Raw genomic sequence first — 21660 nt, forward strand, 5'->3', positions numbered from 1 at the left:
TTTGAATAACCACTTATCTGATTATATAAAATCCATTTATAATTGTTTATAATTGGATCTCCTCCAAATATATCATCGAGTTTCAAACTGAACTTATTCCTGTATTCTATTTGACTGCGAAAATCTTCATATTCTAATTCATATTTTTCTGCTAATTTTTTTAAATTACAAACTACCTCTTCTACTTTGTATGTCACAGGAACTCTTATATCTAGACCTGCTATTTCTTCATCTTCTTTAATTAGCAATTTACCGGCATTTACAGTCAGTTTACCAGATATATCATCTACACAGTTTTTAACTATATTTAGTCCATTTGCATCTTCGCCTATAACTTCGGCCAAAAACTTTACAGTTTTTGATTTAACTCCTATGTTATTAAGTGCGATACAAAGTCTTGTAAGCGCGTTTATTCCGGTCTCACTCACTGCAGAGTGAACGCTCTTACCTTTTATAGAAATCTTATTTCCATCGACTATGTAGTCATATTTTAGTCTATCTAACTCTTTTTTTAATCTATTTATGTGTTTGCCGATGTATATTGCTTTACCTGGAACAGCATTTAATGATTCGCCTACACTTAAATCTATATCACTGTTGCTCTTGCAGCTTAGATTTACTTGTAAAAGTCCTTTTTCAGCATTGATTATCGGAAATTTAGCATCTGGCGTAAATCCATAAGTAGGCATTTCTTCATTGTTATCTTTGTATTTATTTATACATCTCCAGAGATTTTCTTCATCTGTTCCAAATATAAATCTAATACGCTTATTCAACTTTACTCCCAAATCCACTAGAGTTTTAGCTGCGTATATTGCTGAAATAGTGGGTCCTTTATCATCTTGCGTTCCTCTCCCATAGATTTTACCATCGTGTATAACGCCTTCGAACGGAGGAAACTTCCAACTTTTATAACTTCCCTCAGAAACTACATCGACATGTCCTAAAATTCCGATAATTTCCTCGCCTTCGCCGATTTCTGCATATCCATAGTATCCATCTTTGTAAACTGTTTTAAACCCAAGCGACTCGCATAAATCCAACATATATCTAAGGGCTTTATCTATTTTTTCACCAAATGGATAATTGCCTTCTTTGTCAGAAATTACACTTGGAATTTTAATAGCTCCTTGTATTGAACTTACCATTTCACCTTGTAGAGATTCAACTTTTTTTAGTATCTCTTGTTTCATAGAATCACCTCCAGTATCGTAATTATAAAATCTTAAAATTAAAGAAACCTTAAATATTTATTTATTGAAAGTTATCACTGATTTATTATCTCGTTGACTTATTACTTATTTACTTATTTCTTATTACTTAATTTATATTACTCATTTTGTATTTTGCATTATCTGTATATTAAACATTTTGGTCTTTTAAGACATAAAATATTCTTATTTTTTTAGTTTATTTATATATTCAACTGCCTTAAGAGCTCCCATCTTAGAGTGATCAAAAGTAAGCCCCCCTTGAAAGTAAACATTGTACGGAGGTCTTATTGGAGCATCTGCACTTAATTCAATAGAAGATCCTTGAATAAACGCCCCTGCTGCCATTATAACTTCACTCTCATACCCTGGCATTTCCCAAGGTACTGGTGTAACATAAGAATCAACTGGAGCTGCTGCTTGAATTCCTTCGCAGAATTTTATTACTTCATCGGCATTATTTAGTCTTATACACTGGATAATATCGCTTCTGTTTTCATCGTGTTTAGGAAGTACATCATATCCTAATTTTTCAAAAAGTCTAGCGCAGAAAATTGCCCCCATAACAGCTTGTGATACAATATATGGCGCAATAAAGAAACCTTGGAGTACACTTCTTGTAGTTCCAAAAGTAAGCCCACACTCTTTTCCAACACCAGGAGAAGTCATTCTGTAGGAAATCTGTTCAATAAGGTCGCTCTTTCCAACAATATACCCACCAGTAAGTGCCAAACCTCCACCTGGATTCTTGATAAGCGATCCTGCCATAACGTCTGCTCCAACATCAGTGGGTTCTTGTATATCTAGAAATTCTCCGTAACAGTTGTCAACCATAACTGTTAGATCGGGATTTACTGATTTTACAACTTCAATAGCCTCTTTAATATCAGCTATTGATAGAGATTTTCTCCAAGAGTACCCCTTAGATCTCTGAATCATAACTAGTTTAGTTTTCTCGTTTATTTTTTGTTTTATTCCATCTAAATCTACATTACCATTTTCTAAGAAATCAACTTGTTCATATGTTACTCCGTATTCTTTTAGAGATCCCTTTTCTTCTCTGATTCCAATTACTCCTTCAAGAGTGTCATAGGGTTTACCAGTTATCGAAAGAATCTCATCTCCAGGTCTTACTAATCCCTGTACACATAATGAAAGGGCGTGTGTACCATTTACTATTATTGGTCTAACTAGTGCATCTTCTGTATGGAAGACTTTTGAATATATTTCTTCTACTTTTTCACGACCTATGTCGTTGTACCCGTAACCCGTTGTCCAGTTGAAATGTTGATCGCTAAGTTTAGCATCCTGCATAGCATTTAACACTTTATACTGATTGTACTCCCTAATTTCTTTCAATTCTTCAAATTTATCTTTTACATCTGATAAAACTTCTTCAGATAACTTAAATGTTTCATCATCTATATTGTACATCTGTTTTAAAAATTCTCTTGTCTCGTTTAACATTTTCTCACCTTTTGTCTATTAGTTTAATAAATAACTAAAGCAGATAAAGCTTCTAGTTAAAATAGCTTTTATCTGCTTTTATTATTTTACTCATTATTTATTTTGATTATTGTTTCCAAGTCCAATATATTTACTAGGCTTGATACTAGCTATTGCATGTTTGTATATCATCTGCTGAGATTTATCGCTTTTTTCTAATAAAACAATATAACTATCAAATCCTTTAACTACACCATCTAGACTTGAACCATCAAGCATATAAACTGTAACCGCTATTTTTTCTTTTCTAGATGTGTTTAAAAATAGGTCTTGCAAATTAAGAACTGTATTTCTCATCATATTTACCCCCTATAAAATAATTAAAAACTAAATATATCTCATCTCTATCATTCTACATAATATAAAGCATTTTTTCAATATATTGCAATATTTCTTTTTTCAACTCTTTGCTATTGAGAATTTCAACATCGAACCACGGAGCATCTTTATATCTCTTAAACCAAGTAATTTGGCGTTTTGCATACTTTCTGGAATCTCTTTTTATTATCTCAACAGCTTCTTCATATGTGTATTCGCCATCAAGGTATTTAAGTATCTCTTTGTACCCTATACCCTGCATAGATATAAGATCTTTGTTGTAGCCCATATCTAATATGCCTTTTACTTCATCTATCAATCCATTTTCAAGCATTATATCTACTCTTAGGTTAATTCTATTATATAAATTTGCCCTATCTCTATTTAATATAATAATTATAGGGTAGTAATTTTCATTGAACTTTAGATCTTTGGAAAAATCATTCATTTTTTCACCGTTTAGCTCTACTTCTAATGCTCTCATCACTCTTTTAGTGTTGTTCTTATGGATTCTATTTGCAGCATCTTCATTTAGATCTCTAAGCTTATCGTGCATATAATCAGAACCTTTTTCTTCTAACTCAAGTTGAAGTTTATCTCTAAGTTCTGTATTTGCCTTCGATTTTCCAAAGTCCATTTCATAGATTAAAGAATTTAAATAAAGGCCTGTGCCACCAGTTATTATGACTTTTTTTCCTCTTTTGTGTATATCTTCAATATACTTTTTCGACCTCTGTTGAAACTCAGATACTGAAAATGGATAGTCAGGCTTGACTTCATCTATCATGTAGTGCTTTACACCGTCCATTTCCTCTTTGCTAACCTTCGCGCTTCCAATATCCATATATTCATATAACTGCATTGAATCAGCTGAAATAATCTCTGCATCTAAAGCTTTAGCAAGTTCAATAGAAAGATCTGTTTTTCCAACAGCAGTAGGACCTGTAAGTATTATTATAGGTATCTTATTCATAATTTTCCTCTCTAATAAAATACTAATTTATTTCAATTAAATCTCTTTCTTTCATTTTTATTGATTTTCTTTATTTACTGAGTCTCTTAATGTTATCGACTTTATTGACTTTTTTACATTACCCTCTTAAACATTTTTTCTATCTCATAATTTGATATCTCAACAATTACCGGACGTCCATGAGGGCAAGTAAAAGGATTGTTGCATTTTTCAAGTTGATCGAACAAGCTTTTTATTTCTATATCATATATCTTGTCATGCGCTTTTATTGCCGATTTACATGCCATTGTAGCAAATCTCTCAACTTTTAAATCATAATTGTTTTTTATACCTTCAAGATTATCTATAATTTGAAGTATAAATTTCTCAGTCTCTGGAGTTCCAAATATTGTAGGTACACTTCTTACCATAATATGATTGTTTCCAAATATCTCAACTTCAAATCCAAATTTGATAAATAGATCGAGGTTTTCTTCTATGTGAAGCATGTCTACATTAGAAACTTCCATAACAATTGGATCTAGGAGGATTTGCATATTTATATCTTGTCTGTAGAACTTATCCATGTATCTTTCATATAAAATTCTTTCATGAGCAGCATGTTGGTCTAATAAAAACATAGATTCACCTTTTTCTAGGATTATATATGTTCTAAAAAGTACACCAATAACAGTATAATCATTTAGATTTAAACTGAATTCTCCATCTTGATGTTTAACTTCTTTGTCATCTTTATCTATAAATTCTATACTGCTCTGGTTAGTAAATTCTCCTTGAATATTTTCGGGTTTTTCTTCCTGATTTTTTTCTAGTAATTCCTCTACATTAACAGAATTTAGGATTTCATTTACAGATTGAAATTCGCTTATATGTGATTCATTTATAGTAATAGGTTCAATATTTTCATTCTTTTTATCGACATTTACTCTAAAAGCTTCCTCAGATTCCCTAATTTCACTAAACCTATTGTTATCTTGGCCTTTATCAATATTTACATCTTTACTATAGCTAAAGCTACTGTGAGGCATTGAATTTTGATTTATATTATTCTCATTGTTGTTAAAGCTATTTTGTCTGACTTCATTTACAATACTTGCTTTCTCACTATAAGGTTTTAAGTTTGAAAGATTGGCATCAGCAACACGCAGTGATTTTTTGCTACTGTAAGTCGCATATTTTCCTATTAGGTTAGAACTTAACAATCTTTGTTGAATATAGTCTCTGAGTTCGATATATATTTCGTGTTCTCTTTCAAATTTAACTTCTAATTTGTTTGGATGTATATTCACATCTATTTTTGCAGGATCTACATATACATTTAAAAAACATACTGCATGTTTACCTATTGGTATTATAGACTTATATCCTTCTGTAAGAGCATTTATCACGACTTTGCTCTTTACAAATCTATTGTTGATATATATATGTTGTAAGTTTTTATTGGATCTGTATAAATTATTGTTACTTATATATCCATTTACTTTAAAGTATCTCGATTCAAAATCCATATCTATCAAATTATCTGATACTTCTTTCCCATAAATACTTCTTATAGCACTTATTAAATTTCCATCTCCTGGAGTGTTTAACATGCTTCTGCCGTTATTTACATACTTAAACTGTATATTTGGATTTCCAATTGCAAGTTTGTTTATCCAATCACTTATATTAATCGTTTCAGCATGGGTAGACTTTAAGAACTTCTTTCTAGCTGGTGTATTAAAAAATAAATCTTTAATAAAAATTGTAGTTCCATTTGGAGTACCAATTGGCTCTTTTGATACGATCTTCCCACCTTCGACTACTATTTTTGTTCCTATAGGCTCATCCTTGGATTTGGTTATCATTTCAAGCTTAGAAACTGATGATATAGACGACATTGCTTCACCTCTAAATCCAAGTGAATATATTTCATAAAGATCTTCTATATTTTTTATTTTACTAGTAGCATGTCTTAAAAAACATTTTTCTACTTCACTTGAAGCAATACCATCTCCATTGTCAACTATCTTTATAGTTTCTTTTCCGCCGTCTATTATCTCGACTGCGATCTTTGATGAATTTGCATCTATAGAGTTTTCAACGAGCTCTTTTAAAACAGATGACGGTCTTTCGACAACTTCACCTGCTGCTATTTTATTTATGGTTATATCATCTAGGATATTGATTCTATTCATTATATAATCCCTCCTATGAACTGATTTCCTTTGCTTTCTTTTGAAGATTATAAAGAGCTGACATTGCATCTAGCGGAGTCATGTTTAGTATATCAAGTGATGATATTTCTTTAGCCAACTCAACATCTTTATCAATATTATCAAATGATATCTGTGCTTGACTCTGCTCTTTTGATGAGTTTTTCTTAAGTAGTTTAGTTTCTTTAAGAAGCATATCGTACTCTTTCTTTAATGAATCGTACTGAATCTTTACATTATTGTTATCTATTTTATCAAGCTCTCTTTTCATTTGATCAAATGTATCTGCACTAGGTTTATTGTCAGTTTTTAATGGTTCGTTTATATTCTCTACTTCAGTACTATTATCAGATGTAATTGCAATACTATTGAGAGCACTAGCATTGTATATATGATTTTGCTCTAAGTCCTTTAGTATATCTTTTGCTCTATTTATCACTTTAGATGGAAGTTTCGCAAGCTCGGCTACGTATATTCCATAACTCTTGTCAGCTCCTTGAGGTATTATTTTTCTAAGAAATACTATACCATCCCCTTCTTCTTTTACAGCTATAGAGTAGTTTTTAACATCTTTAAATTCATTTTCTAAATCAGTTAGTTCGTGATAATGCGTTGCAAATAAAGTTTTGCACTTTATGTTATTTTGTATATATTCAACTATTGACCAAGCTAAACTTATTCCATCATATGTACTTGTACCCCTACCGATTTCGTCTAGTATAACCAAACTTTTTTCAGTAGCATTTTGTAGTATCAATGAAACCTCTGTCATCTCAACCATAAATGTAGACTGTCCTTGAGATAAGTCGTCACTAGCCCCTACACGAGTAAAAATTCTATCCATAATAGGTATATCAGCGTAATCTGCTGGTACAAACGAGCCTATATGTGCCATCAACGATATAATTGCACTTTGTCTCATATAAGTAGATTTACCCGACATATTAGGACCGGTTATTATATTTATTATGTTTTCACCAGAGTTTAGGTAAGTATCATTGGGAACGAAATTTTCCTCTCCAACTATATTTTCAATAACTGGATGTCTTCCGTTTTTTATGTCTAATCTGTCTTCAGTATTAATATTAGGCTTTATATAATTGTTATGATGCGCTACAGTTGCCATAGATACAAAAACATCTATATTTGCTATTGTATTTGCAACCTTTTGAATTCTATCAATATTTTTATATATAGAGTTTCTAATATTAACAAAAATTTCGTACTCTAGATTTTTTATCTTATCTTCTGCATTTAATATCTTTTCTTCTATTTCCTTTAGTTCTGGAGTAATATATCTCTCGGCATTACTTAAAGTCTGTTTTCTTATATAAGTGTCATCTATTTTAGCATTTTCGAAGTTAGCCTTAGTTATCTCTATATAGTAACCAAACACCTTATTAAATCCGATTTTTAAAGACCTAACTCCTGTTTTTTCTCTCTCTCTATTTTCAACTTCTTTAATCATAAATGCGCCGTTTTTAGAGATATTTCTAAGTTCATCCAACTCATCATTAAACTCTGACTTTATAATATTTCCGTCCTTTATTGTTAATGATGGTTCCTCTAGTATAGATTCTTCAATTAAGTTGTATAGGTCATCCAGGTTGTCCATATTTCCAGAGTATTTTTTTAATTTCAACGCCTCTGAAGAATTAACTATACTTATTAACTCCGGTAGTTTTTCCACCGAGTTTTTGAGGTTTATCATCTCTTTAGGAGTTACTTTTTCAAAGGCAATTTTACCGCAAATTCTCTCTATATCGTAAATTTTTTTAAGAATATAGTTTAGGTCTTCTCTTAAAGAGAAATCATTTTTTATCTCTTCAATAACATCTAGTCTATTTTCTATTTTATCTTTTCTAATCAGTGGCTCCTCTACGTATTTTCTAAGTAGTCTTCCTCCCATAGCAGTAGATGTCTTATCAAGTACATGAAGCAATGAACCTTTCTTTTTGCTTCCTCTAATAGTCTGAGTAAGCTCTAGATTAGTTCTTGTGAAAACATCCAGTACCATGTATTCCTGAGAATTATATACATTAACGCTGTTTATATTTGAAGTTATCTGTTTCTGAGTGCTGTATATATAATTAAGTATTATAGAAAGGCTAAATTTAATAAGTCCCTTTTTATCAAATACAATTTTTTTGATATAGTCTTTGCTAAAATACTTACCTATGATACTTTCATCCAGATAATCTATGTTGAAATTTTCATTTATGTATATATTGTTTATCGTAGCTATATTTCTCAGTTCATCTATAAAATTTAAATCATTTACAATGATTTCTGTAGGTCCGATTTTGGCTATTTCTTCAACAACCTTACTGCTTGGTAGATATGTAGCATTCGTTTCCCCTGTACTTATATCGACATAAGTTAAACCTACATCTTTTCCATCTTTATATATAGATAAGAGGTAGTTGTTCTTTTTATTATCTAGTAAGCTCCCTTCAAGCACTGTTCCTGGAGTAATTACCCTTATAACATCTCTCTTAACAATTCCCTTAGTAGTTGCTGGGTCTTCTAATTGCTCTCCTATAGCCACCTTGTATCCATTCTCTATAAGTTTTGTTATATAAGCATCAACTGCATGATATGGAATTCCACACATCGGAGCTCTTTCATCTAGTCCGCATGATTTTCCCGTCAAAGCGATCTCTAAGACTTTAGAAGCTATTATCGCATCTTCGAAGAACATTTCATAAAAGTCTCCCAATCTAAAAAACAATATGCAGTCTGCATATCTCTCTTTTACATCAAAATACTGTCTCATCATAGGTGTAAGACGATTTCTATCAATTTTCATGATCTACCCCCTTTCATAAATTCAACAATTTAACTAAATTTAATTTTGAAACCTAAAATAATTATAACATAAATATTTTAATATGTTTAAAGGGGTTGTCTCAAAACTAATATTTTCAATCAGATTTAAGGCGACCCCTTTAAAGTTTCTCATTATATTTATTTTCTGTTGCTATCTCCCATATGGGGCTCTTTTATATTATCTAAATTTGTATTTTTTATAGATCACTCGATTTTTTCTTTTTCTTTAATATAACTATTAATAAACCTATTAATAATATTATTACAAATACAAGTGCTCCAACTATAATATAAAGCCAATTAAAGCTGTCGTCTATACTGACATCACTAGAATTTAATTTCTTAGCTATATCATCTTTTATAACAAACTCTTTCTTAAACTCCCACTTGTTCTGTTCTGAAGTCGCCACCAAATTTAAAATATAAACACCCGGGTTTAACTTTTTACCCTCAAGTCTAGTTAAATAATTGAAGTTTGAATTGGGTGCCATCTGCATATCTTCAGTTTCAGAAGAATACATTACATTTTTATTTGCATCATCTTTCTTATATACCTTTGTATGCACTGACATATTTTTTATAAAAGTCGGCATTATATTTTGAAGATTGGACGAAATAACATTTCTAGCATTATCCTGCGTAGGCATTACTTTATTTAATTTAAGCTCTGGATCTATAACTTGATCTATATTTTCAAATAACAAAATACCTACTACATAATTGTATTTGTTTGTTATCATAGAATTTTTATCTTTTTTAGCCTCTTTTTCTTTCTCTTGTAACTGAATGCCTCCTGCTAAAACTCCATCGAAGACCTCAATAGGAGTCTTAACGTTCATTTCTAATGTATATTCTCCATGCATAGGAACAGTTATTTCTGATGGTACTGAAACTATTTCAGACATGTCATATTTTAAAGTAGGGTCGTTTTTTATATTATTTTTTCCATAATCAATTACCCCATTTGTATTTGTTGTAGCTGAATTGATTGAAACATTAATAACTCTATCTTTATCTGTAGTATTTTTAAGAACCATTTTTAACACTTGTTCATTGTTAGGTTTAACAAAAATATTATAATATGTTTTACTTTTATCTATTTGGTTCTCTGGTATTACAGTATGAACAGAGAAATTTAATTCAGCAGAATAAGATGTATTTGTAAACATCATAAAAATAACAAGAACCGATGTTATAATTGATGTCAATTTTTTTTCATATTATTTAATCTCCCTGTATTTTAAAATAAGTAAAATCAATTACTTCTTAAATGAATTATCTTTTCGTCTGATATTATATTTTACTTTAATCATCATTTAATCTATATTTGTGGAGTATCAGTTAATGTCCAAGTTAATGTAGTTTTATAGTCTTTACCGGCATATTTAGTAGTACCTTTTGGAACAAATAACTCTATACTTGAATCTTTAGTACTAGTATTTCCAAAAACAGTTAAAAATGTTCCTGCACCTTTTCCATCTTCTGCTTTCATAACAGATACTTTACTTCCATCTGTATTTAAAGTTAATTTAGTAGCTCCTGCTATAGATGAACTTGTGTCAGCCTCTCCCCCTAATATAGGTTTTCCTGATTCTGCATTTGTAACTATATTAGCATTTCTAAATATTAGCTCAGCTCCTGTTAATACTTTATCGTCACTTGTTTTTAGTTGTCCATTTTGCTGAACAGTTAATTCCCATCCTGTTTCAAGCCCTCTACTATCTGTAACTTGAACAAAGTTTGGTTTTTCTGGCCCAGCTGGTTCTTCATTAACTTTGTCTTGTCCTGCTGCCCATGTTTTTTGTGGTAAAGCATAATACGTTTCATCTTGACTTGATACTTTTTGTTCGCCAAAATCAAGATCCGAAACGAAATCTATTGATAAAGGCCCATTAGTTCCACCTCCCTCTGGAAATGGATCTATTATTTCGTCTGGATTCTCCGGATCTACAGGTGGTGTTGGAACATCTGATTTTACAAATCTAACTCCAACATTTGAGTCTTTAACTCCTCCATCTACTGCAAATATTGAACTTGTTCCAAATGCTATAACTAACCCAGATACAACTACTAACTTTGATAATTTTTTAAATTTCATAATAATTATTCCCTCCATTAATATAAATCAAATTTTTTTATTATAAATAATTTTACTTTCTAAGCCTTTGAGATATTTTTATTGCTGTATCATATCTATCTTTCCCGGAAATCCTCTCACTTTTTAAAGTTGAAAGTTGATTTTGAACCTCTTTCGAAACTGAATCATATCCTCCACCAATTATTACTTTTTCTATTTTCCAATCCTTAATCTTAGATCTTGTTATATCTGTTAGTTTTTTTGGATTTGTAAGTAATATAGGCGCACCAATATCAGCTGCCAAAGGATTTATAGTTATACCATCTGGGAAATTAGTCCCATCTACTAAAGCTAAATCCGTTTTATTTCCAGTTAACTTCCTTAACTCTTCACCAATTACTGTGGCAGTCTCGTATCTGTCAGATCCAGCAAATCTTATTTTTTTAAAATCTTCTAGATCTTTTTCAATAAATGCTGAAACTGAATTATATCCTCCACCTATCGTCACATTGTTGATTCCCCATCTATACAGAGATTCATATGTAGTTGGATTTATTTTTTTGGTTCTGTTAGAAGTATGGGTATCCTTCTTTGCGCCGCATATGAAGAAATTGTTATTATGTCTGAAAAATTAGTTCCATCAACTAATACTGAATCTTCTAACCTCTTTGTAATTTTTCTTACTTCATTGCCTACTTTAACCGCGGTCTCGTATCTATCAGATCCGGCTAATCTTGTTATTTTATAGCTTGACTTTGTCTTTTTACCATAATTATTAATAAGTATTTCGACATTTTTAGATACTGAATCTTCACCACCAACAATTATTATATCTTTAACTTTAAGTCTATCAATTTCTTCTAAAGTTGTTAGACCTATGTTATTTATTTGAGTTAGGAGGATTGAAGCATTTTTTTCGTTGGCAAGCACTGCAGATGTTAAAATATCCGTGTATTTTTCGCCACTTGCCAGCACCACTGACGCTGCCTTTGGCTCCGGATTCACTCCACCGCCACCTGAATTACCACTATCTTCAAATCTAATTCCAACATCAGAATTTGATTGTCTTTTTACAAGATCATCAGTAGCAAAAGCCGTACCTACAGGTAAAAGAGACATTACACAAAAACAAATGCCTATTTTTGACAATAATTTAAATTTCATTTTTACTCCCTTCAATAAATTTTTATTTTAGAGATTTTTTTGCAAACTAAAATATTACAGGAACATCTTCTAAATTCCATTCTATTGTTGCGCTGTATTCGCCAGATATGATTCCGGCTCCAGGCACATCAATATATAAGCCTTGACCATTTTTCCTATCGTTTTCTAGTAGAACATAGGGAGAATTGTCTTTATTTTTATGACTTTTTATCAGAATCAAATTGTCTGTTATAACTTGTCTACTATCATTATTAAAAACATAATATATGGCATTATTATAAGTTTTTGTTCCATCGGTATTAGTCAATTGTTTAGACATACTTGCTTTTAAAGTCCATTCTTTCTTTACTGTTCTAGTATCAGTTACATCAAGAGTTTGATCTGCTATACTACCCCATCCCTTTGCACCTTTTAGGGCAGTATAAGATATATCTCCAAATGTAATATTCGAAGGTACCTGAAACGTTAAGCTTCCGTCTACAATTGTTATTATCGTACCTTTTTCAAAAGTTCTATCCCTATAGGTTACTTGATTGATTGGCGTAGTATTTCCAACTGAATCAGTGGAAAAAAATTGAAGAATATCTCCTACTTCAAAAACTTGCCCGCTAGCACCTATTTCTTCAGGTGTATTAACTTCCCATTTTCCTTTTTCATCAACTATTGCTGTTATTTGAGTGCTGTTCTCCTTAGCATCAGTTCCATTAATCTTATATGTTATAGTAGCACCCGGCTCGCCTGTACCTACAATCTTCTTTGTTAGCATATCGACATCTGTGTTTAAAGTTACTGGATCTGGTGGTGTTGCATCTCTTACCTCAATCTCAGAAACTGGCCCTTTATTATCTTCCGAAGTATCTAGTTTTTTAGTAGCATATGCCTTAATTATGGTTCCAACTGGATAGTAATCTGACAATGTATATTTATATAACCCCTCTGAATTTGCTGTCATTGTATGCTCTTCATTATTAATACTGCTAGATAAAGTAATATCAGCATAACTACTTCCAGTGTAAACTGGTATTAAGTTTACATTACCAAACTCATCTATACCATTTTCATCTGGTACCCATCCTTTAATTACTCTCGCCTCAACTTTTTTATCGGCATCAGTAACAGTGAATATTCTATCAGAATCATTAGGGCTTGGTACCCAATTAGTTGAAGAAGTTGCCTCTTCTCTCGTGACGAATTCTACTTCTGGCTTTGTGTTGATACCCGATATTCTCGAGTACTTTTGAAATCTAACTTGGCCATTTTCTATTTTATTAAACTCATTAACTAAATTTTCATTACTAGATGTCACTGTTGTTGATCCAGTAGCATCAAATGATTCAATGTCACCAAAATCATAAGTTGCTGACCCCATATAATCGTGTTTCCTATTCCAAAGCGATACATCCACATTGTTTAGATAAACATGGTCATTATAGTAATAGTTATTTATCGCTTGTCCTTTGCCCATATGCCTTATATCATACTTTGCTGCACTATCTATCTCAAAGATAGAATTTGCGCCTGTAATATTTATAATATAATAAGTTGGCTTAGCAATAGCATAAAATTCTGCATCTTTACGTATATGAAATTCTGAATTCGCCGCGTCTAAATTTATTACATTACTTGTACCTGTAGTTGTAATATTTACTTTTGAATTTGTATTTGCTATAAATTTTTGACCTGCTTTATAGGTATCAAATGGATAGCCTTTCATAGTTATAGAAAAATCAGCTCCAGAACCATTTTCTTCACCTATTTCAACAGTATTATATTGTTCATAGATAGCCGGGAATGTAGTACCCTTTGATCCTTGAATATTTACTTTAGCACCATCTAATGCAGTAAAATTTCTGCTGCTTCCAGTCCCTGATGCAATACCATAGTACCAAAAACATGACACATCTTTTGTCACGACTTTCCCCATAAACTCAGTATTTCTCTCAAAAACAACACTACCTGGATAGGCTATTTCAGCTGTAGTTCTAAGGTTTACCGCGCCATAAAAAGTTATTTCTGCATTATATGCCATTAATAATCTACCAATAGCTGCTCCTTCAATATCTGTAGTATCATCAGTAGATATATTTCCAAATCTAAATTTCCAATTTCTACTATCAGCAGTAGCAGCATATGTTATAAACGCTTTCTTCAGTAAAGGACTATCCCCTACACCTATAGTGCCTATTCCTTTTTGCGATATTATTAAATCATGCATATCAAAAATCTGAACCTCAGTTGCAGCCTTAAATGGAAGAGTTGAATTTGTGCTCTTAAAAGATAAAGCTAATTTATAATAATAGTTACCATTCTCATCAGGGTGTTCACTACGCCCATCAATTTCAATGCTAGTGCTTCTTGCTTTTAATGCCGCAGTAGTAGTTTTTTCTATATCACTTGTAAGTTTTATTTTTTTAACACTAGAATCATTATAAGCACTCTCAAATTCTCTCCAATTAGACACCTCTACCTCATTCGCATCCGCAAAAGATTCTGCTATAGTATTTTCTTTTGTTTGTGATCTATTAATTTCTTTACCATTAGAGTTTTCTTTTAAACTTTTGTTACTAGAGACTCCATCATTATCATCGAGATTTTTTGATAAATTTTTACTATTAAAAAACTCATTGTTACTTGAAAATGCATAAATATTAGATACCGGATTATTTAAAAGAATAACGCTTAGGAATATAGAAATTACTAACTTGAAATTCTTAAACACACTTATTTCACCTCCTTTTCGTTTATTTAAAAGACCTTCAATAAAGTTCAAAATCATGCATCTTTGAACTTTATAAATTATAGCATAATCATTTGAAACTTTGATCTTAGATGTTGCAAGATGCTATTTTTTTGATGTGAATAAATAAAATTAATATTTTTCAATATAAAATGTAAAATAATTTAATGAAATACCCTCCTTAAATTTATCATGAATTTGATCCTATTTTTAAATTTTCTGATATCTAATCTTTTAATAAAAAATAATGGATATTAAAGTTTAACCTCTTTAATATCCATTATTTATTATAAAAAATTACAACAAGTTTAAAATCCCTTTTCTTAAATCTGCTATCTTTTCTAGATTTTTTTCATTATAAATTTCTTTATCTATAATAAACTCTTTCTTTACAGTAGATGGTTTATCTGATATTACGTAAATTCTGTTTGAAAGCATCATAGCCTCATCTATATCGTGTGTTATAAGGACAATTGTTGAGTTAACCTTGTCCTTTATATTTAAAAGCCACTTTTGCATAGAATTTCTAGTTATAGAATCTAGTGATCCAAAGGGTTCGTCTAACAACATAATATCGTCTGAATTTATATAAGTTCTTAAGAAATTAGCTCTTTGCTTCATACCACCGGAAAGTTCATTAGGATATTTGTATTCATAACCAGATATTCCAAAAGTATCAAAGTAAGGTTTTACTTTATCCCTCGCAATGCTCTTCTTTTCTTTTTTTAGAATCAAAGGAAGAGATACATTGTCGATAATATTTTTATAAGGTAAAAGTAAATCCTTCTGATACATATAACTGTATTCACCATCTACACTAATATTCCCAGCATCACAACTTGTTAAATTTGTTATCATATTAAATATCGTACTTTTACCACAACCACTTGGACCTAGTATAGATATAAATTCACCTTCATAAACCTTTAAATTTATATCGTGTAAAATTTCACTTCCATCGTAATCTTTAGACACATTTTCTACTGATATTTTAAGTTTTTTATTTTGTTGGTAAGAATTCATTTGTGTAAGCATCACTTGCCTTCATATCCTTGTTAATTAATTTGTATTCTTTTAAGAAAGATGTATAGTTATTCCATACAATGTCCTTCATTTCTCCCCATCTAGGTGCATCATCGATATATTTGTCAGCTAAATACTCTTGACTCTTGACAGCTAGCTCCTTGTCAGTTTCTGGAGCGTGTTTTACTAATATATCGGCTGCGCCTTTTGGATCTTCTACACAATACTCATATCCTTGAGTTGTAGCTTTTAAAAACTTCTTAACTAATTCAGGATCTTTCTCTATCAAGTTTTCGTTAGTTATTAGTATTGGCGTATAGTAATCAAGTCTCTCATCAAGATCTCTAACAGGTATAAAGTTTAGGTCGTAGTTCATAATCTGAGCTTTAGCTACATCCCATCCCTCAAATATCCATGCAAAGTCTACTGTCTTCATTGCAGCAAAAAAATCATCTTGACCTGTATTAACTATTTTTAATTTATTGAAATCTGCGTTATCTTTCTTCATAACAGCTTTGAATACTGCTTCTTCAGATGGTGATCCCCATCCTCCATAGCTTTTTCCTTCAAAGTCTTTTGCAGTAGTTATATTCTTATCTTTAGGAGAACCAAATCCTGATGTATTGTGCTGTATAATAGTAGCTACTGCTTTTATTGGAAGTGGATCTTCACTAGTCTTGGCATAAGTAACTTGCTCTTGATAGCTTACAGCAAAATCGGCTTTTCCAGTTGCAACCAAAGTATCTGCCCCACTTTCTGGAGGCTGCTCAATTGTTACGTCTAATCCCTGATCTTTATAATAACCTTTGTCTAAAGCTGCATAAAGCCCTGTGTGATTAGTATTAGGAGTCCAGTCTAAAACTACAGTAACTTTCTGTAATTTATCTCCTTTTGAAGCCTCTTTATCTTTGTTTCCATTTGAAGAACATCCTGTCACTGTACCTAATGTAAGTAAAGCTACTAAACACAGTATTCCTAATTTTTTTAGTTTCATAGTACCCTCCATAATAATTTACTAAAATAGATGTAGCTTTTTGAGTATTTTATAGTACATATTTTCTTTTCAAAATATATCAGTATTTCAACTTAATTTGATAATCTATGCTTAAATACAATTTTTCTAATCATCTGAATAATTCCTACGAAAATCAAACTAAATATAACTACTAATATCGTCGATGCAAACACCTTATCTAAAGCATACGCACTTTTTGATCTAACCATATACACTCCAAGCCCCTTGGTTCCTCCAAGCCATTCAGCTACTGTTGCAGCCATAACAGCGTAGGTAGAAGAAATCTTAAGTCCTGAAAAAAGCTTGTCCAAAGACATAGGAAATTTAAGATGTATAAAAGTGCTCAACTTTCCAGCTTTCATTATCTTGAAAAGATTTAAATAATCTCTATCTATATTTTCTATTCCATCTACAAAACTTATTAGGATTGGAAAGAAACAAGTAAGTGTTACCATTAACACTTTAGGCATTGTTCCAAATCCAAACCAAATCATAAGAAGAGGTGCGATTGTTATTGTAGGTATCATCTGAGTTACAAGTGTAAGAGGATATAGGCATTTTTTTACTATGCCCACAAAATCCATCAATACACCTATAATCAGAGACAGAGTTATCGATACAATAAATCCGATTACCGCCTCAAAAATAGTCACTGTAGCGTGCATAAACAAATTTTGATAATCTTTAAAAAATACTTTTACTATATCTATTGGTGTTGGTAAAATATATTGGGGAATTTCTAAAAATTCAACTGTTAATTGCCAGAAGATAATTATAAATAAAAACGTCAATATAGGATAAAGACTATTCTTCACCTTTTCTATGGTTTCTAAGTTTGTCATCTATTGTTAGGCCTCCAGCTTTCTCATCTACTCTAGCTATTGTTATAACTCTTTCGCATCCTAATTCAAATGGTATTTTATGTGCTTTTTTTATAACCTCAAATACCTCATCGAAGTCACCTTCTATTGTAGTGCTCATTGCACCTACTTCACATTTTAGTCCACTGTTTTCAATAAGTTCGATACAAGCGTCAACTACTTTGTACATTTCCTCTTCACCTTCGAAAGGTCTTAATGGCATTACTGCTATGTCTGCTATTACCATATAACTCACTCCTTTTTATCTTATTTTTAATTTTGTATTTCTACTAGGTAATGATTTTGTTTAATAAAGCTTATAAAGAAAACACAAAAGGCCTTACCAATACGATAAGACCTCTAAACTCTTTAGCACTCCCTACGTTGGCATTATCCATACAGGTTCATAGGGTCGAGATGTAATCTCCTCTCAGCAAACAAGCTCCCCAACAATATTTTATTTTATACTTTGATTATACTACACTTCTATTTATATTACAATTTTAATCATTTTTTTCTATCTTTTCTATTTTAACTACAGTTCCATTAATAACAATTCCAAGCATATTATTAGCCATGCTTATATACTCCACACCTATTCCAACAATGGCATTTCCACCTATTTCTTCACACTTATACTGTAGTATTTCAAAAGCATCTTTTTTCGCGCTACTTAAGCTATCTTCATACCCAGTTGATCTTGTTCCAAAAAAGTCTGCAAATCCTGCAGCAAAGTCATTCAAAAAGTTTGTACCCATGATAATCTCAGCCATTTCTACACCTAAGTACTCTTTAATTGAATAACCTTCTAGTGTATGTGTAGTCGACATTATTATTTTTTTGAATCTCTCTTTACTAAGCCTCTCAGATTCAGCTAATTCGCTCTCTTTCACCTTTTTAGCTCTTTCACCTTCTGTTTTCATCCTATTAGTTATGCAGTCATAACATTCCCCACCTGTATCAAATAATCCTAGCTTTTTATTACAAATTACACAATATCCTTTTGCCATAGTAACACCCCTCATCCCTCCAAATCTTAAGTTCTACTATTATACTATTAAATAAGAGTAAACTCAATGAAAGCCAGATTAAAAATATAATATTGCTTTTGCTTATTTAGAAGTGTAATTGTTGAATTTTGCATATTTGTAAGCAATAATACTTAAGATTTACAGAATTATCTAATATTTTATTAATTAACTTATAATTAGCACTCTCATAATGTATAATATTTATAGTAGACTTAGTTAATAAACAAATGGAGGATGACATGATAGATGATTTAAAAAGCATGTTTAAAGACTACAAACCGTATATAAACGGTGCTGACGAAATGAAACGTGCTTCAGTATTAATACCTATTGTAAGAAGAGATGGTGAACACCATATATTATTTGAACTTAGATCAGGAAACTTGAATCACCAACCCGGTGAGATTTCTTTTCCCGGAGGTAAAATTGATCCTGGCGAAACCCCTTATGATGCCGCAATTAGAGAAACGTATGAAGAGCTTGGAACAGCTAAAGATACCATTGAGATAATTTCTGAAATGGATTTGCTTATCACGTCTTTCAACTATATTATTCATCCTTTTTTAGGATATCTAAACGATATAGAAAATTTCAATATAAATAAAGATGAAGTTGATCACACTTTTTTAGTTCCGATTAAATACCTTTTGGAAAATCCACCGAAAGAGTATACAAGTGATGTGGAAATCATACCTTCTGGCAATATGCCTTACAGCGATTTACCAGATAAAAAAGATTATAAATTCCAAAAAGGTAAGTCATCGATACTTTTTTATAAGTACGACGATTATATAATTTGGGGAATGACAGCTAAAATACTTCAAAATTTCCTGAACTTTTTAAAAGATTAATATATGGATTTTTAAATTTAAAGGGAATAGCTATTATAAAACATTGGCTATTCTCTTTAAATATAAATTATATCTATTTTTTAAATCTATAATTAAATTCACATACAGAATTAATAGCAATTGCTTCAGCAAACTGGATCTATTACAGGAATATTTGAAATTTCATTTAAGTATTTATCAATACCAATACTAGATATCCCTGTACATGCTAATGCTATAACCTCAACTCCTTCAGATTCCATCTCTTTGACTGATCTGAGAAGCGATTTTTTCCAACTTCATTAAATAGATCATTTACATTGTTGATACCTTCTGGCCTTGAGTAGCTCTTAAGATTTTCACCAAGCGAACATCTAATAGAGTCGCTAACTTCATCTCTTATACCTATTACTCCGACATTTTTACCAAAGTTAAGTGCATAGCTTGAAACAGAATGTCCTGCTCCGACCATTGGAATCTTAGCTCAAAATATTTAACTAATATTGTCCATAAGTACAAAATCGAAATAAAAAAAGCCCTTTACAAGATAATAACAAAAATACAATTGATTATCCTATAAAAAGCTTTATATTTTAAGTTATGTTTAATTCTACTTATTTGTTAGCTATAGCTAATATGTCTTTAACAAACTCTTCAACCTTATCTTTAGGAGTCGCCCAAGATGTTATAAAACGAACTAACGTTGTATTTTCATCAACTACATCCCAAGGTGTATATATGTATTTCTTTTCTAACTCTTTAAGTACATCATTAGGTATCTCAGCGAATGTTTGGTTTGTAGGAGAATCTACTCCAAATGAATATCCTGCTTTTACAATACCTTCTCTTAATATATTAGACATTTCATTTGCATGACTTGCAAGTTCTTCATAAAGATTATTACTCATAAGCTCAGTAAACTGTGTTGACATTGCTCTAGTCTTTGCTAAAAGCCCACCTCTTTGTTTTAGATGCCATCTAAAGTGACCTTTAAGATCATCATTATCGATAACTAAGGCTTCTCCAAACATTGCTCCATTTTTTGTACCACCTATGTAGAAAGCATCACAAACCTTTGGCATATCTTCAAAACTTAAATCAACATTATCTAAAGCTATAGCACAACCTAATCTTGCACCATCAACATATAGATAGATTCCAAGCTCTTTACAGCAATCATGAAGAGCTTTCAGTTCATTTTTATCATAAACTGTTCCTACTTCAGTTGGATTAGATATGAAAACTAGACGAGGATATGGTGAAAAATTAGTGTTACTATGTGTATTAAACACACTTTTAACCATATCAGAAGTCAATTTACCATCTGTAGTTGGAACTGTAAATATTTTATGTCCAGTAGCTTCTATTGCACCAGTTTCACTGCCTACAATATGTCCACTTTCTGCTGAAATAACAGCTTCGTGAGCTCTTAAAAAAGCAGCTGTAGCAAGAAGGTTTGTCTGCGTTCCTCCACTTATAAAGTGAACATCAACACTATTGTCTTTAAGTTTAGATTTGATAGCATCAATCGCTTCAAAACTAAATTCATCAAGTCCATATCCCTCAGCTTGGACCATGTTTGTATCAATTATCCTCTGTAGTACTTTTGGATGTGCTGTTTCACTATAATCATTTTTGAAACTGTACATTTTAACATCTCCTTTTAGTCTAAATAGTCTAAATTTTAAATAATTGAATCAAAACAATTCTAAATCAATTCTATTAAATTGTCAATTGATAAAAGGAAAAGACTATTTATGGCTTAAGCAAAAAACTTCTATAAGAAAAGCACTCATAACTGAATTTTGTACCTATGAGTGCCAAAGATAGTTTTTTTGCCTTCTATACATATGCTTTACTTAAACTTTTTCTTAAACTGCCTCACTAATAG

19 protein-coding genes and 1 riboswitch are annotated in these 21660 nt (G+C 31.2%); of the genes, 1 reads left to right on the plus strand and 18 read right to left on the minus strand.

The window, feature by feature from the left end:
* The 16 genes from T473_RS0113380 to T473_RS18160 all read right to left on the minus strand — a co-directional run.
* A partial coding sequence (locus T473_RS0113380; RefSeq protein ID WP_024622354.1) for a Sapep family Mn(2+)-dependent dipeptidase occupies positions 1 to 1193 on the minus strand: 1193 nt, incomplete at its 3' end.
* A 204-nt stretch (positions 1194 to 1397) separates the two neighbouring features.
* Positions 1398 to 2678, minus strand: coding sequence for a methionine gamma-lyase family protein (locus T473_RS0113385; protein ID WP_024622355.1), 1281 nt, complete (start codon positions 2676 to 2678; stop codon positions 1398 to 1400).
* 93 nt (positions 2679 to 2771) lie between these two features.
* Positions 2772 to 3014 carry an RNA chaperone Hfq gene (gene hfq / locus T473_RS0113390; RefSeq protein ID WP_024622356.1) on the minus strand — a complete coding sequence of 81 codons (243 nt, stop codon included), beginning with the start codon at positions 3012 to 3014 and terminating at the stop codon, positions 2772 to 2774.
* Between the two features lie 55 nt (positions 3015 to 3069).
* Complete coding sequence (gene miaA, locus T473_RS0113395; RefSeq protein ID WP_024622357.1) at positions 3070 to 4008, minus strand: tRNA (adenosine(37)-N6)-dimethylallyltransferase MiaA; 939 nt, start codon at positions 4006 to 4008, stop codon at positions 3070 to 3072.
* Positions 4009 to 4121: 113 nt separating this feature from the next.
* The gene (mutL, locus tag T473_RS0113400; RefSeq protein WP_024622358.1) at positions 4122 to 6188 is read right to left on the minus strand and encodes a DNA mismatch repair endonuclease MutL; all 2067 of its coding nucleotides are present in this window, start codon (positions 6186 to 6188) and stop codon (positions 4122 to 4124) included.
* Between the two features lie 10 nt (positions 6189 to 6198).
* Entirely contained in the window at positions 6199 to 9012 is a 2814-nt protein-coding gene (gene mutS / locus T473_RS0113405; RefSeq protein WP_024622359.1) for a DNA mismatch repair protein MutS, read from the minus strand.
* Positions 9013 to 9229: 217 nt separating this feature from the next.
* The gene (locus T473_RS0113410) at positions 9230 to 10240 is read right to left on the minus strand and encodes a DUF916 and DUF3324 domain-containing protein (RefSeq protein ID WP_024622360.1); all 1011 of its coding nucleotides are present in this window, start codon (positions 10238 to 10240) and stop codon (positions 9230 to 9232) included.
* Positions 10241 to 10353: 113 nt separating this feature from the next.
* The gene (locus tag T473_RS0113415; protein WP_024622361.1) at positions 10354 to 11130 is read right to left on the minus strand and encodes a WxL domain-containing protein; all 777 of its coding nucleotides are present in this window, start codon (positions 11128 to 11130) and stop codon (positions 10354 to 10356) included.
* A 52-nt stretch (positions 11131 to 11182) separates the two neighbouring features.
* Positions 11183 to 11617, minus strand: a complete 435-nt coding sequence (locus T473_RS0113420; protein ID WP_024622362.1) for a cell wall-binding repeat-containing protein — start codon at positions 11615 to 11617, stop codon at positions 11183 to 11185.
* A 44-nt stretch (positions 11618 to 11661) separates the two neighbouring features.
* Positions 11662 to 12273, minus strand: a complete 612-nt coding sequence (locus tag T473_RS0113425; RefSeq protein WP_024622363.1) for a cell wall-binding repeat-containing protein — start codon at positions 12271 to 12273, stop codon at positions 11662 to 11664.
* Between the two features lie 46 nt (positions 12274 to 12319).
* Positions 12320 to 14992, minus strand: coding sequence for a pectate lyase-like adhesive domain-containing protein (locus T473_RS0113430; RefSeq protein ID WP_024622364.1), 2673 nt, complete (start codon positions 14990 to 14992; stop codon positions 12320 to 12322).
* A 315-nt stretch (positions 14993 to 15307) separates the two neighbouring features.
* Complete coding sequence (locus T473_RS0113435) at positions 15308 to 16045, minus strand: ABC transporter ATP-binding protein (RefSeq protein ID WP_024622365.1); 738 nt, start codon at positions 16043 to 16045, stop codon at positions 15308 to 15310.
* On the minus strand, positions 16011 to 17027 hold the full coding sequence (locus T473_RS0113440) for an ABC transporter substrate-binding protein (RefSeq protein WP_024622366.1): 1017 nt from the start codon (positions 17025 to 17027) through the stop codon (positions 16011 to 16013). The genes T473_RS0113435 and T473_RS0113440 overlap by 35 nt, the downstream gene beginning before the upstream one ends.
* A gap of 92 nt (positions 17028 to 17119) precedes the next feature.
* Positions 17120 to 17890: an ABC transporter permease gene (locus T473_RS0113445; RefSeq protein WP_024622367.1), complete on the minus strand. Its 771-nt coding sequence runs from the start codon at positions 17888 to 17890 to the stop codon at positions 17120 to 17122.
* Positions 17853 to 18155, minus strand: a complete 303-nt coding sequence (locus T473_RS0113450) for an MTH1187 family thiamine-binding protein (RefSeq protein WP_024622368.1) — start codon at positions 18153 to 18155, stop codon at positions 17853 to 17855. Before T473_RS0113450 ends, T473_RS0113445 begins: the two co-directional genes overlap by 38 nt.
* Positions 18156 to 18267: 112 nt before the next feature.
* Positions 18268 to 18367: riboswitch (TPP riboswitch) on the minus strand.
* Between the two features lie 44 nt (positions 18368 to 18411).
* The gene (locus tag T473_RS18160) at positions 18412 to 18918 is read right to left on the minus strand and encodes a YbjQ family protein (protein WP_161627564.1); all 507 of its coding nucleotides are present in this window, start codon (positions 18916 to 18918) and stop codon (positions 18412 to 18414) included.
* Between the two features lie 260 nt (positions 18919 to 19178).
* Between T473_RS18160 and T473_RS0113460 the strand changes: the two genes are divergently transcribed.
* Positions 19179 to 19790 (plus strand): NUDIX hydrolase, encoded by a 612-nt coding sequence (locus T473_RS0113460; protein WP_024622370.1) that lies wholly within the window; start codon positions 19179 to 19181, stop codon positions 19788 to 19790.
* A 214-nt stretch (positions 19791 to 20004) separates the two neighbouring features.
* Here T473_RS0113460 and T473_RS0113465 read toward each other — a convergent pair whose 3' ends face one another.
* Together T473_RS0113465 and T473_RS0113470 are read right to left on the minus strand one after the other, a co-directional pair.
* Entirely contained in the window at positions 20005 to 20241 is a 237-nt protein-coding gene (locus tag T473_RS0113465; RefSeq protein ID WP_024622371.1) for a hypothetical protein, read from the minus strand.
* A 142-nt stretch (positions 20242 to 20383) separates the two neighbouring features.
* Positions 20384 to 21418, minus strand: coding sequence for a threonine aldolase family protein (locus T473_RS0113470; RefSeq protein WP_024622372.1), 1035 nt, complete (start codon positions 21416 to 21418; stop codon positions 20384 to 20386).
* Positions 21419 to 21660 lie beyond the last annotated feature (242 nt).

The organism is Clostridioides mangenotii TR (assembly GCF_000498755.1).
GTDB lineage: Bacteria > Bacillota > Clostridia > Peptostreptococcales > Peptostreptococcaceae > Metaclostridioides > Metaclostridioides mangenotii_A.

Coding starts and splice junctions, on each gene's coding strand:
- T473_RS0113435 (WP_024622365.1), bottom strand. CDS start 16,045: ATGCTTACACAAATGAATTCTTACCAACAAAATAAAAAACTTAAAATA.
- T473_RS0113450 (WP_024622368.1), bottom strand. CDS start 18,155: ATGGTAATAGCAGACATAGCAGTAATGCCATTAAGACCTTTCGAAGGT.
- T473_RS0113465 (WP_024622371.1), bottom strand. CDS start 20,241: ATGGTCGGAGCAGGACATTCTGTTTCAAGCTATGCACTTAACTTTGGT.
- T473_RS0113415 (WP_024622361.1), bottom strand. CDS start 11,130: ATGAAATTTAAAAAATTATCAAAGTTAGTAGTTGTATCTGGGTTAGTT.
- T473_RS18160 (WP_161627564.1), bottom strand. CDS start 18,918: ATGGCAAAAGGATATTGTGTAATTTGTAATAAAAAGCTAGGATTATTT.
- T473_RS0113445 (WP_024622367.1), bottom strand. CDS start 17,890: ATGACAAACTTAGAAACCATAGAAAAGGTGAAGAATAGTCTTTATCCT.
- T473_RS0113470 (WP_024622372.1), bottom strand. CDS start 21,418: ATGTACAGTTTCAAAAATGATTATAGTGAAACAGCACATCCAAAAGTA.
- T473_RS0113460 (WP_024622370.1), top strand. CDS start 19,179: ATGATAGATGATTTAAAAAGCATGTTTAAAGACTACAAACCGTATATA.
- mutS (WP_024622359.1), bottom strand. CDS start 9,012: ATGAAAATTGATAGAAATCGTCTTACACCTATGATGAGACAGTATTTT.
- hfq (WP_024622356.1), bottom strand. CDS start 3,014: ATGAGAAATACAGTTCTTAATTTGCAAGACCTATTTTTAAACACATCT.
- T473_RS0113440 (WP_024622366.1), bottom strand. CDS start 17,027: ATGAAACTAAAAAAATTAGGAATACTGTGTTTAGTAGCTTTACTTACA.
- T473_RS0113425 (WP_024622363.1), bottom strand. CDS start 12,273: ATGAAATTTAAATTATTGTCAAAAATAGGCATTTGTTTTTGTGTAATG.
- miaA (WP_024622357.1), bottom strand. CDS start 4,008: ATGAATAAGATACCTATAATAATACTTACAGGTCCTACTGCTGTTGGA.
- T473_RS0113385 (WP_024622355.1), bottom strand. CDS start 2,678: ATGTTAAACGAGACAAGAGAATTTTTAAAACAGATGTACAATATAGAT.